Below are 13,201 nucleotides of genomic sequence, written 5' to 3'. Positions count from 1 at the left end.
TGCCGCCCACCCCCACACTGGAACACGTGATGGAGGAAGACAGCAGGTACGAAGCCGTGCGCAGCCGCGACGGGCGGTTCGACGGGGCGTTCTTCTTCGCCGTCGAGACCACCGGCATCTACTGCCGGCCCAGCTGCCCGGCGGTGACGCCGAAGCGGCGGAACGTGCGGTTCTTCGCCACGGCCGCCGCCGCGCAGGGCTCCGGGTTCCGGGCCTGCCGGCGGTGCCGGCCGGACGCCGCGCCGGGGTCGGCGGAGTGGAACGTGCGCGCGGACGTCGTCGGGCGGGCCATGCGGCTGATCGCGGACGGCGTGGTCGACCGGGAGGGCGTCGCGGGGCTGGCGGCCCGGCTCGGGTACAGCGCCCGGCAGGTGCAGCGGCAGCTGACCGGGGAACTCGGCGCCGGGCCCGTCGCGCTCGCCCGCGCCCAGCGGGCCCACACCGCGCGGACGCTGCTGGAGACCACCGACCTGCCCATCACGCAGATCGCGTTCGCGTCCGGGTTCGCCAGTGTGCGGCAGTTCAACGACACCGTCCGCGAGGTGTACGCGGCCACGCCGACCGAGGTGCGGACCGCCGCGCCCCGCGGCAGGGGCGTCCGCCGGGCCCCCCCGGGCGCGGGCGTCCCGCTGCGGCTGGCCCACCGCGGGCCCTACCAGGCCGCCGCCGTCTTCGACCAGCTGGCGCGGGAGGCCGTGCCCGGCGTCGAGGAGGTGAGCGGCATCCCCGGTGCCCGTACCTACCGGCGCACGCTGCGGCTGCCGTACGGCACCGCGCTCGCCGCCGTCCAGGAGCGCGCCCGCGGGCCGAGGTCGGGCGGCGGTGGCACGCATCCGGGCGGCTGGCTGGAGGCGCGCCTGCACCTCACCGATCCCCGGGACCTGACCACCGCCGTGCAGCGGCTGCGACGGCTGTTCGACCTCGACGCCGACCCGTACGCGGTGGACGAGCGGCTCGCCGCCGACCCGCGGCTCGCCCCGCTGGTCGCCGCCCGGCCCGGACTGCGCTCGCCCGGCGCCGTCGACCCGCTGGAGCCCGTCGCACGGGCCCTGGTGGGGACGACGGACGCCCTGGAGCGGCTCGTACGCCGGTACGGCAAGGCGCTCGACGCGCCCTGCGGGAGCCTTACGCACCTGTTCCCCGAGGCCGCCGTCCTCGCCGAGGCCGAGGCCGGGGCCGGGGCCGGCGCCGGCGCCGAGTCCGGCGGGCCGCTGGGCGCGCTGTCGGCCGCCCTCGCCGACGGGACCGTGCGGCTGGACCCGGGGGTCGACCGGGACGAGGCGCAGGCGGCGCTGCTCGCGCTGCCCGGCATGGACCCGGCCCTCGTCGCCGCGGTGCGCGTACGCGCCCTCGGCGATCCCGACGTCGCGCCGCCCGGCGTGGACGTACCCGACACATGGCGGCCCTGGCGGTCGTACGCGGTCCAGCATCTGCGGGTCGCGGGGGAGTTGAGCGAGTGATGGAGACCATCTACTGGGCACGTGTGGACGCACCGGTCGGGCCGCTGCTGCTCACCGCCGACGCGGACGGCGCGCTGACCTCGCTGTCCGTACCCGGGCAGAAGGGCGGGCGGACCGTCCAGGACGGCTGGTCGCACGACCCCGGGCCGTTCCGGGCGGCCAGGGAGCAGCTCGCCGCCTACTTCGCCGGTGAACTCAAGGAGTTCCAGCTGCCGTTGCGCACCCAGGGCACCGAGTTCCGGGAGCGCGTGTGGAGCGCCCTCGACGCCGTTCCGTACGGCGCCACCACCACCTACGGCGAGATCGCCACGCGAGTCGGCGCCTCCCGGGCCGCCGTTCGGGCGGTCGGCGGGGCGATCGGCGCCAACCCGCTGCTCATCGTCCGCCCCTGTCACCGGGTGATCGGCGCGGACGGCTCCCTGACGGGCTACGCGGGCGGCCTCGACCGGAAGGTGTGGCTGCTGACGCTGGAGGGCGCGCTCGGCGGCTGACGCGAGCCGGCCGTCCTCCGGCCTTGCGCGCCGTGCCGTGGTGACAGCGTGGCAGCACCTTGGCCGGCGACTCCCGCGAGCTGTCGTCGCTGACGCACCGTTGGTCCGAGTGGGGGCGTCGATGGTGCGGCGGGCGCGGTTCGGGCCGCCGGTGTGCCAGCGTCTGCCCTTGGGGGGTCGGGAAGGCGGACACAGGCATGGTCAGGGTCGGGCGACTGCTCTCGGTGGTGCTCCTTGTACTGATGGTCACGGCGCTCGCGACCCCACCGGCCGAACCGTCCCCGTACACGGATCCGGCCCGCTGGACCGGCACCTGGGAGACCGCCCCCACCGGCACCGCCGCCTGCCTGCCCGGTGCCGCCATCCGCAACGTCGTCCACGTCAGTGTCGGCGGCACCGCCCTGCGCGTGCGGCTCAGCAACCGGCTCGGCACCGTGCCCCTGCGGCTCGACGCCGTCACCGTCGCGCTCAGGCGGGTGGCCGGCGCGGACGCCGTGCCCGGCAGCATGCGCGCCGCCGGCTTCCGCGGAGTGCCCACCGTCACCGTCCCGCCCGGCCAGGACACCGTCAGCGACCCGGTGGCGCTGCCCGTGCCGGACGGCGCCGACCTGCTCGTCACCGTCCGCAGCGCCGTCGACTGCGGTCGGGCCACCTACCACCGCGGCGCCCTGCAGACCAGCTACGTGGCCCTCGACGGCGCCGGGCACGCCGGTGACGAGGACGGCACCGCGTACACGCGGCGCACCAGGTCCTGGTACTACGTCACCGGCGTCGACGTGCGGGGCACCGCCGCCGGCAGCGTCGTCGCCTTCGGCGACTCCCTCACCGACGGCAACGGGTCCACCCCCGACACCAACTCCCGATGGCCCGACCGGCTCGCCGCGCTGCTGCACGCGCACCGGCTCGGCGTCCTCAACGCCGGCATCGCCGGGAACCGGCTGCTGCGCGACGACACCGGGACGAGCGCCCTCGCCCGCCTGGACGCCGACGCCCTGGACCGGGCCGGGGTGCGGGTCCTCGTCGTCCTGGAGGGCATCAACGACATCAAGGGCACCCCGCCCGCCACCGACGTCACCGCCTTCGCCGGCGCCTACCGCACCCTCGTCGCCCGCGCCCACGCGCGTGGCATCCGGGTCGTCGGCGTCACCCTCACCCCGTACGGCGGTTTCTCCGCCTACACGGCCGCCGGTGAGTCGGTACGGCAGCAGGTCAACGACTTCATCCGCACCGGCGGCGCCTTCGACGCGGTCGTCGACGCCGACGCCGCCGTACGCGACCCGGCCGTCCCGCAGCGCATTGCGCCCGGCTACGACCCCGGGGACCACCTGCACTTCAACGACGCGGGCATGGCCGCCGTCGCCGACGCCGTCGGTCTCGCGCTCGCAGGCTGAGAGTTCAGCACCCACAGCTTCAGCGCCAGTGGTTCAGCCCCACAGCACCGCGCCGAGCCACGCCCCCGCGATCAGCAGGCAGGCGAACAGTTCGGCCAGCACGCTGGAGCCGCCCGAGCGCATCGCCGTCCGCAGGCCGGCCATCGCCTCGCCGTGCCGGCCGAGACGCAGCCGCTCGTGCAGATAGATCCCCGTCATGAAGCCCGGCACCGCGCCCACCACCGGCAGCAGGAAGAAGCCGAGGAACGCCCCCACGCCCGCGTACACCCCCATCCGGGGGGTGGCGCCGCTGGCGCGCAGCCGGCGCGGCGGCAGCGCCCAGCGCACCACCTGGGACAGCAGCAGCACCGCCGTGGCCCCCACCAGGACGAACCAGGCCACCGGCCGCGGATCCTTCAGCGCCCACCACAGGACCGCGGCCCACACGAGCCACGACCCCGGCACACCGGGCACCAGTACTCCGCACAGGCCGAGCACGATCACCACGCCGACCAGCAGGAGTTCCCACACTCCCATCTGCCCAGAGTGCCGGAGCGGGGGTGAAGACGCAGGTCAAAGACCGGTCAGAGACAGCCCGGTGCCAGGGGTCCGGTTCGCGGGACACCCAGCCCCGCTCGCACGCGTGCCGCGGCGGCCAGCCCGGCCAGCAGGAGCGACAGCGCAGCGCGCGCTCGGTGTCCTGCTCGGACGGCGTCAGGCGCCGCGCCAGATCCGGCACATCGGCGGCGCCCACGGACAGCAGGCCCGGTACGCCGCCTCGTGCGTCTCGTCCAGCCCTGTCGCTGCCAGCCTGGCGGAAACCGGCCACGGCGCAAACCCGCCGCGGCCCGTCATCGCCGTACCGGCCGTTGCTCGTACGGCTGTTCACCTCGTCCCCCGGTACGGCGTTCGAGGCGGGCCGTTGGGCAGGATTTTCCCGATGCCCCGTTTTCCCGCGGCCCGTGCGGTGGACAATTACGGGCATGAGCCAGCAGGGGGGCAGACCCGCGAGCCAAGAGGACGACTGGTGGCGGGAGCTGTACGACGACTCCACCGAGGACACGGGCCCCACGGCGGCGCCCGACTCCGTGGACGACCGCTTCGCCTCGGCGAAAAGCACGATGACGGCACGGGAGGCGCCGGGCGAGCCCGCCGAGCCGATACAGCCCGCGGAACCTGCGGAGCCCGCGGTGCCCTCCGTGCCCGCGCAGCGCGCCCCGGAGCCCGCCCTCGTACCGGCTCCCGAGCAAGCCCCACCAGCTCCTGATCCCACTCCCGCCCCCACGCCCACCCCTGTTCAGGCGTCGCCACTCCTCTCGGCCCCCGACTACGTAGGCTCCGGACCGCCCACCTACGCCCCCGAACCCACCGCGCTCCCGCCCGCCGATCCGGACGAGCTGGGTGAACTGGTCGCCGACACCGTGCTGGACGGGGCCCAGTACGGGGTGTGCACGCTGAGGGCGGTGTCGCTGCGCGGGGACTCGGCGCGCTACCGGGGCGAGCCGCGCCGGGACGCGCTGCTCACCGCACGGTTCGGCACGGGCGAGCAGGCGCTGGTGCTCGTAGCGATGGCGACCGGAGCGCGGGCGACCCCGGGCGCGCACCGGGCGGCGGCCGAGGCGTGCCAATGGATCGGGCGGGCCGTGGGCCGCAGTCACCAGCGGCTGGCCGAGGACATCCGGGCCGCCCGGCGCGGCGACCTGAAGTCGGGTCTGCACCGGCTGACCGACCGCAGTCTCGGCAGGCTCCGGGCGAGCGCCGCCGAGCAGGGCGTCGATCCGGAGGAGTACACGGCGAGCCTGCGCTGCCTGCTGCTGCCCGCCCACCCGGACTGCCGTACCCGCGTGTTCTTCGGCGTCGGCGGCGGCGGACTGTTCCGGCTGAGGGACGGCGAGTGGCAGGACATCGAACCGGACGTGTCGCCGGACGACACCACCGGCGAGGCGGTCCTCGGCTTCGGCTCGCTGCCTGTGGAGACCCCCGAGGGCGACCGCCTCACCATGGACCTCGGCATACCGGCCCCGCCGAGCCCGTTCGAGCCGGCCCCTCCGCCGCCCCGCGCGCCCTTCCGCTTCCGGGCCTCCGTAGGCCGCCCGGGTGACGCGCTGGTGATGTGCAGCGCGGGCCTGGCCGACCCGCTGCGTGGTGAGCCCGAGCTCGGCGCCCACCTGGCGCGGCGCTGGTCCGGCAGCACCCCGCCCGGCCTCGTGGCGTTCCTCGCGGACGCCCAGGCGCGCGTGAAGGGATACGCGGACGACCGTACGGCGGCGGCCGTCTGGGAGGCGTAACCGCGAGCGCTGTGACTGTATGGAGTCATGGCCAAACAGAACGTCGCCGAGCAGTTCGTCGACATCCTCGTGCGCGCCGGCGTGCGCCGCCTCTACGGCGTGGTCGGCGACAGCCTCAACCCGGTCGTGGACGCCGTGCGCCGCAACGCCGCCATCGACTGGATCCACGTACGCCACGAGGAGACCGCCGCCTTCGCGGCCGGTGCCGAGGCGCAGATCACCGGGAAGCTGACCGCCTGCGCCGGTTCCTGCGGGCCGGGCAACCTGCACCTGATCAACGGCCTGTACGACGCCCATCGCTCCATGGCTCCGGTGCTCGCCCTCGCCTCGCACATCCCCTCCAGCGAGATCGGCCTCGGCTACTTCCAGGAGACCCACCCCGACCGGCTGTTCCAGGAGTGCAGCCACTACAGCGAGCTGATCTCCAGCCCGAAGCAGATGCCCCGGCTGCTGCAGACCGCCATCCAGCACGCGGTCGGGCAGAGCGGGGTCAGCGTGGTGTCGCTGCCCGGCGACATCGCCTCCGAGCCCGCCCCGGAGAAGGCCCCGCAGAGCGCCCTCGTCACCTCCCGGCCCAGCGTCCGGCCCGGTGACGCCGAGATCGACCGGCTGGTCGCGATGATCGACGCGGCCGACAAGGTCACCCTGTTCTGCGGCAGCGGCACGGCCGGCGCGCACGCCGAGGTGATGGAGTTCGCCGGGAAGATCAAGTCACCGGTCGGGCACGCGCTGCGCGGCAAGGAGTGGATCCAGTACGACAACCCGTACGACGTCGGCATGAGCGGTCTGCTCGGCTACGGCGCCGCCTACGAGGCCACCCACGAGTGCGATCTGCTGATCCTGCTCGGCACCGACTTCCCGTACAACGCGTTCCTGCCGGACGACGTGCGGATCGCCCAGATCGACGTGCGGCCCGAGGTCCTCGGCCGCCGCTGCCGGCTCGAACTCGCGGTGTGGGGCGATGTGCGCGAGACGCTGCGCTGTCTGATCCCGCGGGTGCGGGAGAAGACCGACCGGCGCTTCCTCGACCGGATGCTGAAGAAGCACGCCGACTCGCTGGAGGGCGTGGTCAAGGCGTATACGAGGAAGGTCGAGAAGCACATCCCGATCCATCCCGAGTACGTGGCCGCCGTACTCGACGAAGTCGCCGACGACGACGCCGTGTTCACGGTCGACACCGGCATGTGCAACGTCTGGGCCGCCCGCTACATCTCGCCCAACGGGCGCCGCCGGATCATCGGTTCGTTCTCGCACGGCTCGATGGCGAACGCGCTGCCCATGGCGATCGGCGCGCAGTTCACCGACCGGGGCCGCCAGGTGGTGTCGATGTCCGGGGACGGTGGATTCGCCATGCTGATGGGCGACTTCCTGACGCTGGTGCAGTACGACCTGCCGGTCAAGATCGTCCTGTTCAACAACTCCTCTCTCAGCATGGTCGAGTTGGAGATGCTGGTCGCCGGACTTCCCTCGTACGGCACCGCGAACACCAACCCCGACTTCGCCGCCGTGGCCCGCGCCTGCGGTGCCTACGGGGTGCGGGTGGAGAAGCCCAAGCAGCTCGCCGGCGCGCTGAAGGACGCTCTCCGGCACAAGGGGCCCGCGCTGGTGGACGTGGTGACCGATCCGAACGCGCTGTCCATCCCGCCGAAGATCAGTGCCGAGATGGTCACCGGGTTCGCGCTGTCCGCCTCGAAGATCGTGCTGGACGGCGGCGTCGGCCGCATGCTCCAGATGGCCCGCTCCAATCTGCGCAACGTCCCCCGGCCCTGAGCCCCGTATGGACCGGACGGCGCGGAACGTCGGTTTCCGGCCAGTTTCCCGTCCCGTGTCGGCAGTCCGACACCCGGTGCCGGAGGCATCGCCCCTGCGTGCCGGGGCGAACGGGTTGCCGTTCGGCGACTCCCCGGTGTCCCACGGCGGTTTCGCCGGGCGCGGCGCGGCCGGGAGGGCGCCGGAGGACCGGCGGTGGGGGGTGTCGAACAGTGGCCGAACAGACGGGCGTGGGCGGGCGGTCAGGAGTGTCCGGGATTCGGCTGGGCAAGGATCCCCGTGAACGTGTTCGACGGAGGGGAAGTTCAGCGGCGTGCGGGCGGGGGTCATGGACAGGCAGGCACGAGGGGGCGGACCCGTGGCCGTCGGGGGCGTCCCGGCGCGGTCGGGGGAGTCGGCACAGGGGGCAGAAGAGGCCGGCGCCGGTGTCGGTGCCGGCACGGAGCGGGCGGGGGCGCACCGGCTCAGGCGCAGGCTGGGGCGGGCCGATCTGAGGGCGGTGCCCGAGGCACGCCGGGAGGTGCGCGAACTGCTGCGGCACTGGGGCAGACCGGGCCGCTCGGAGATCGCCGAACTGCTGACGAGCGAACTCGTCACCAACGCGCTCGTCCACACCGACGACGAAGCCGTCCTGACGGCGGTGGTCGGGCCGGGCGGACTGCGGGTGGAGGTACGGGACTTCATGGCGCGCAGGCCGCATCTGCGCACGCCCGAAGCGGACGGCGACACCCATGGCCGGGGCCTGGTCCTGGTGCAGTCCCTCGCGGACGCGTGGGGTGTACGGCCGCACGGGGTGGGCAAGTCGGTGTGGTTCGAGCTGGGCGTCGAGGCCGCGTGAGCACGGGCGGCAACGGAAAGACGGCCCGGAGCGGCGACGGAAACGGGCCGGGGGCGTGACCCGTACGGTCACGCCCCCGGCCCGTCATGTGCCAAGCGTCCGAAGTATCGGACCCGGCTTACGGCTCAGCCGAACTGCTGCTCCAGGTCCTTCAGTTTGCGCTCCAGGGAGTCCAGTCGCGGCAGGGCCATGGTGTCGTCCTCCGCGGTGAGGTCGACGGTGACCGGGTCAGAGCCGCGGCGAACCGGCTGGAGAGAGGGCCGAGCGCGTACGGGCAGCTGCTCCGCGGTCGATATGGCAGGCTCCGCGGTCGCCTGAGCGGGCCCGCGCTCCACGGCCTGCACCTCCACCTGCCGGCCGCTGTTACGGCCGACGAGACCGCGGTGACCCCGGCTGATGGCCTTCAGCTGGGCGCGCTCCATCCGCTGCTGCTCGCGCCGGCGCTGCCGTGCCTCTTCCTTCTTCCGCGTGTCGTCGCGGACCTCCTCGACCGCCTCGTCGAGGCTGCGCACGCCCTCCAGCAGCATCAGCGACCACGCGGCGTAGGTCTCTCGGGGGGCCCGCAGCCAGCGCACGATACGGATCTGCGGCAGCGGACGCGGCACCAGACCCTGCTCGCGCAGCGCGGCCCGGCGGGTCTGCTTCAACGCCCGGTCGAACAGGACGGCCGCCGACAGGGACATGCCCGAGAAGAACTGCGGGGCGCCCGCGTGCCCGGCACCCCGGGGCGCGTGCACCCAGTTGAACCAGGCCGCCGCCGCGGCGAACATCCACACGAGGATGCGGGAGCCGAGGGCCGCGTCACCGTGGCTGGCCTCGCGTACCGCGAGGACGGAGCAGAACATCGCCGCCCCGTCCAGGCCGAACGGCACCAGATACTGCCAGCCGTCGGTCAGCCCGAGGTTCTGCTCGCCGAAGCCCACCAGGCCGTGGAACGACAGGGCAGCCGCCACCGCCGCACAGCAGAAAAGAAGCACGTAGGAGGCCGTGCCGTAGATGGCCTCCTTGCGCCTGCGGCGCTCCTCGCTGCGCTCCCACGAGTCCTCCGCGCTCGCGTTCTCCCTGGAGGAGCGCTTGCCGCGCGCGAGCACCGCCACCGCCGCCAGCATGCCCAGGAGCAGTACGGCGCCCGGAAGCAGCCAGTTCAGCGATATGTCGGTCAGTCTCATCAGGGGTCCCTTGCATTGGGATAGGGCGTAACGCCCGCCATAGTGGCCCACTCCCGAGGGCCCTCAGGGGGTTTCGGGGCAAGAGGCCGCCAAGGAAGTGCAAGGGGATGCCCAGGACGGCGTTCTGCTCGAACTGCCGCATGAGGGGCGGGAGTTGAGTTCGAATAAGACTACCCGTACGGATGGTTCCTCGGAAAGTTCCCGTGATGAGTGAGGGAGGCGTGAATTACCTGTCCGGGGCGGGCGGTCCGATCGAGATGATCTTAGTGGACGCCGGGAGATGGGAAAACGACCTAGATAGGTAAGCCTAACCTTACGAATTCGGTTCGGAGTTTGAACTACCGGCTGGTACGCCTAAGGTGCTTGACGGACAGGAGACAACCCTCGTTAATGACCCAAGTGCCGACAAGCCGCCAGGAGGACCCCGTGAAGCAGGGCGCGCAGGGCCTTCCCGCCGCCGTGTGGGGCGCGCGTGGTGAGCACACGCACAGTGAGCGGACGGTTCCGCAGCAGCGTCCCGCCGTGCAGCGCACCTCCGTGCGCGGGCAGATTCTGGACGCGCTGCGTACGGCCCTGGTCGCCGGCGAGCTGCGCCCCGGCGAGGTCTACTCGGCGCCGGTGCTCGGGGAGCGCTTCGGGGTCTCCGCGACTCCCGTGCGGGAGGCCATGCAGCAGCTGGCCCTGGAGGGCGCCGTCGAGGTCGTGCCCAACCGTGGCTTCCGGGTCGTCGAGCGGGGCGCGCACGAGCTGGCCGAGCTGGCGGAGGTGCGGGCGCTGATCGAGGTGCCGGTGGTGCTGCGGCTCGCCCGTACGGTGGCCGTCGAGCGGTGGGCCGAGCTCCGGCCGCTCGCGGAGGAGACGGTGCGCGCGGCGGCCACCGGCTGCGCGGCGACGTACGCGGAGTCCGACCGGGCCTTCCACCGGGCGCTGCTGTCCCTGTCGGGCAACGGGCAGCTGGTCCAGATCGCGGAGGATCTGCACCGGCGGGCGCAGCTGCCGCTGGTCGGGGGGCCGGTGCGGCAGCGGAGGGCGGACCTTGTGGCGGACGCGGCGGAGCATACGGCGCTGTTGGATGCCCTGATCGCTCGTGACTTCGATGTGGTGCGGCGACTGGTGGGGGAGCACTTCGCGGGCGCGAGCTGATCGGTTGCCCTGCGGCACGACTGCCCGCAGCCACGGTGACACCCCGCCTACGCCGTAGCCACCCCCGGCGCCGGCGGTGTCAGCTGTCGGGCCAGCCACGTCGGTACACCGCCGAGCAGTCGGAACAAGCGGCGGGCCTCCTCCCGCAGCCGGGACGCCTCCGGCTCGGATTCGGCGTCTGCGAGTGAGGCCAGGGCGGGGGCCGTACCCACCAAGTAGCCCAGCTCCTCCCTGATGCGCAGGGATTCGGCGAAGCCGTGGCGGGCCTCTGCCAACTCACCGTCCCGCAGGGCGAGTCCGGCCAGGTGGCGCCAGGTGAAGGACAGGAGCAGCGGGTCGGCGTGGGCGGTGGCGCCCGCGTGGGCGCGGCGGTAGGCCGCGCGGGCCGCCTGGGGGGAGCGGGTCAGGTTCTCCGCGAGCAGGCCCCGGCGGAAGTCCAGCAGGGAACGGTCCGGCGCCCCCGGAGGGATCAGCGCCGCCGCCCGGCCCAGCGCGGCCCGCGCCTCGTCCGCCCGGTCCCGTACGCCGTGCAGCGTGGCCGCGTAGGCCAGCTGGCCGCGTTCGCAGGCCGCCGCGCCCCGCTCCTCGTCGCTGTGGGCCAGCGCCTCGGCCACGCGCAGGGCGTCCTCGGCCTCCGCCCAGCCGTGCTCCGTGTACAGGCACCGCTCCACCAGCAGCACGGCCCGTTGCAGCGCCGAGGCAGGGGTGTCGGGCGGCAGCAGGGCCGCCGCGTCGACCCAGCAGGCCCGCGAGCGCAAGCGCCATACCGCGGTCTGGAGCGGATCGTCAGCCGAGGTCGTTCCGTCACCAGACATGGCGGAATGCGCCACGTTGCCCTCCCCGAGCACGCCATCGAGCTGTTGAGTGGTGGCGGCATTCCAGCACCAATCTCCGCGCGGGGCCAAGAGGCTGGGTGAAAGATTTCACAAAGTGACGTGAGGTTGGCGTGACTTGCTTTGGGTGCCACGCACCCCCGTGACCTCAGCTCATGCGCAGCGCGAGGAAGAAGTCGAGCTTGTCCTCCAGGCGCGAAAGGTCCCGTCCCGTCAACTGCTCGATCCGGCCCACCCGGTAGCGCAGCGTGTTGACGTGCAGGTGGAGGCGGGTGGCGCAGCGGGTCCAGGAGCCGTCGCAGTCCAGGAACGCCTCCAGGGTGGGGATCAGCTCCGCGCGGTGGCGGCGGTCGTAGTCCGTCAGGGGGTCGAGGAGGCGCGCGGTGAACGCGCGGCGGACGTCGTCGGGGACGAACGGCAGCAGCAGGACGTGGCTGGCCAGTTCCTGGTGGCCGGCCGCGCAGACCCGGCCGGGGCGGGCCGCGGCCACCCGGCGGGCGTGCCGGGCCTCCTCCAGCGCGCCGCGCAGCCCCTCCGCGGAGTGCACGGCCGCGCTGACGCCGAGGGTCAGCCGCCCGTCGTCGTTCAGGCCCGCCGAAAGCGACTCCCGCACCGCCTGGAGCAGGGAGTCGGCGAGCAGGCCCCGCTCGGAACCGTCGTGCTCGGTGGACATCGCGGGCAGCGGGACGAGCGCGATCGCCTCGTCGCCGGTGTGTGCGACGGCGATCCGGTCGGACGGCTCGGGGCCGGTGGCCAGCGGGTCGACCAGGACCTCCTCCAGCAGCGACTGGGCGACCGGGCCGCCCTCGACCTCGCCGCCCTCCCACTCGACCCGGGCCACGACCACCTGCCAGTGCGGGGCGGCGCCGAGGCCGGGCAGCAGCACCGGCGCGGCGACCCTGAGGCGCGCGGCGATCTCGGCGGGCGCGGCGCCCGTCTGCACCAGCTCCAGCACCTCCTGCGCGAGCCGGCGCCGCACGGTGCGCGCCGCGTCCCTGCGGTCCCGCTCGACGGCGATCAGCTGGGTGACGCCCTGGAGCAGGTCGAGACGCTCCTCCGGCCAGTCCCCGGCGTCCGCCTCGACGGCCAGCAGCCAGTCCGACAGCACCGACTCGCGCACGTCACGGGCGGCCTGCGGGGAGCGGCCGGTGGAGCGGATCGGGAAGAGGGAGTACGTCGCCCCGCCGAGCAGCACCCGGTGCGGTCCGCGCCGGCCGGTGCGGGCGGCGGCCAGGTGTTCGGCGGCGAGCTTCGCGCAGGTCTCCGGGGGCAGCGCCGGACCCGCCTCCTTGGAACCCGCGATGAGGCGGCCGGTGGGGGAGAGCACCCAGGCGCGCAGGTCCAGGTCGGTGCCGAGCAGGTCCAGGACCACGTCCGGGCCGCCGCCCGCCGGGCCCGAGGTCATCATCCGCCGGTGCCGGTCCACCACGGCCGCGAGGTCTCCGGCCCGCTCACCGGAGACCTGCCGGACCACGTGCTCGGTGATCGTCGCGAACGCCACCGACTCGTGCACCGCGAACAGCGGCAGCCGGTGCCGCGCGCAGGCCAGCACCAGGTCCTCCGGCACATCGCCCAGCTCGGCCTCACCGGCCGCGAGGGCCGCCACCCCGGCCTGCACGAGGAGCCGTACGAACGGCTCGGAGTCGTCCGCGTCCCGGCGCCAGGCCAGGCCCGTCAGCACCAGTTCGCCGCCGGAGAGGTAGCGGCTCGGGTCGCGCAGGTCGGTCGTCATGACCCCGCGCACGGTGCGGTCCAGCTCGTCCTCGCCGCCGAGCAGCCGCAGGCCCAGCGCATCGGTGTCCAGCAGTGCGCGCAGCCGCATCTCGTCGCCGCCGTTCT

At 73.8% G+C, this 13,201-nt stretch carries 11 protein-coding genes; 7 read left to right on the top strand and 4 right to left on the bottom strand.

Annotation, left to right across the window (positions count from 1 at the left end; translation table 11 throughout):
- Positions 1-29 precede the first annotated feature (29 nt).
- From ACWD35_RS00710 to ACWD35_RS00700, 3 genes are all read left to right on the top strand, one after another.
- Entirely contained in the window at positions 30-1,460 is a 1,431-nt protein-coding gene (locus ACWD35_RS00710; protein WP_451349308.1) for an AlkA N-terminal domain-containing protein, read from the top strand.
- Entirely contained in the window at positions 1,460-1,951 is a 492-nt protein-coding gene (locus ACWD35_RS00705; protein ID WP_451348935.1) for a methylated-DNA--[protein]-cysteine S-methyltransferase, read from the top strand. The genes ACWD35_RS00710 and ACWD35_RS00705 overlap by 1 nt, the downstream gene beginning before the upstream one ends.
- A 197-nt stretch (positions 1,952-2,148) precedes the next feature.
- Entirely contained in the window at positions 2,149-3,342 is a 1,194-nt protein-coding gene (locus ACWD35_RS00700) for an SGNH/GDSL hydrolase family protein (RefSeq protein ID WP_451348934.1), read from the top strand.
- Positions 3,343-3,375: 33 nt separating this feature from the next.
- Here ACWD35_RS00700 and ACWD35_RS00695 read toward each other — a convergent pair whose 3' ends face one another.
- A complete protein-coding gene (locus ACWD35_RS00695) occupies positions 3,376-3,858 on the bottom strand; it encodes a DUF456 domain-containing protein (protein WP_451348933.1) in 483 nt (160 codons plus the stop codon).
- A 446-nt stretch (positions 3,859-4,304) separates the two neighbouring features.
- Between ACWD35_RS00695 and ACWD35_RS00690 the strand changes: the two genes are divergently transcribed.
- The 3 genes from ACWD35_RS00690 to ACWD35_RS00680 all read left to right on the top strand — a co-directional run bounded on the left by ACWD35_RS00690 (position 4,305) and on the right by ACWD35_RS00680 (position 8,217).
- Positions 4,305-5,609, top strand: coding sequence for a protein phosphatase 2C domain-containing protein (locus ACWD35_RS00690; protein ID WP_451348932.1), 1,305 nt, complete (start codon positions 4,305-4,307; stop codon positions 5,607-5,609).
- A 27-nt stretch (positions 5,610-5,636) separates the two neighbouring features.
- On the top strand, positions 5,637-7,379 hold the full coding sequence (locus tag ACWD35_RS00685) for a pyruvate dehydrogenase (RefSeq protein WP_451348931.1): 1,743 nt from the start codon (positions 5,637-5,639) through the stop codon (positions 7,377-7,379).
- 328 nt (positions 7,380-7,707) lie between these two features.
- Complete coding sequence (locus ACWD35_RS00680; protein WP_451348930.1) at positions 7,708-8,217, top strand: ATP-binding protein; 510 nt, start codon at positions 7,708-7,710, stop codon at positions 8,215-8,217.
- A gap of 125 nt (positions 8,218-8,342) precedes the next feature.
- Here the strand turns inward: ACWD35_RS00680 and ACWD35_RS00675 are convergent, their stop codons facing one another.
- Complete coding sequence (locus tag ACWD35_RS00675) at positions 8,343-9,386, bottom strand: DUF2637 domain-containing protein (RefSeq protein ID WP_451348929.1); 1,044 nt, start codon at positions 9,384-9,386, stop codon at positions 8,343-8,345.
- A 426-nt stretch (positions 9,387-9,812) separates the two neighbouring features.
- Between ACWD35_RS00675 and ACWD35_RS00670 the strand changes: the two genes are divergently transcribed.
- Positions 9,813-10,529 carry a GntR family transcriptional regulator gene (locus tag ACWD35_RS00670; RefSeq protein ID WP_451348928.1) on the top strand — a complete coding sequence of 239 codons (717 nt, stop codon included), beginning with the start codon at positions 9,813-9,815 and terminating at the stop codon, positions 10,527-10,529.
- A 47-nt stretch (positions 10,530-10,576) separates the two neighbouring features.
- Here the strand turns inward: ACWD35_RS00670 and ACWD35_RS00665 are convergent, their stop codons facing one another.
- Entirely contained in the window at positions 10,577-11,344 is a 768-nt protein-coding gene (locus ACWD35_RS00665) for a hypothetical protein (RefSeq protein ID WP_451348927.1), read from the bottom strand.
- Between the two features lie 166 nt (positions 11,345-11,510).
- Positions 11,511-13,184, bottom strand: coding sequence for a PucR family transcriptional regulator (locus ACWD35_RS00660; protein ID WP_451348926.1), 1,674 nt, complete (start codon positions 13,182-13,184; stop codon positions 11,511-11,513).
- Positions 13,185-13,201: the final 17 nt, after the last annotated feature.

It is taken from the genome of Streptomyces sp. NPDC002671 (genome assembly GCF_053592475.1).
Note: the sequence above shows the minus strand (reverse complement) of the source record. Positions and strands in the feature narration are given on the sequence as shown.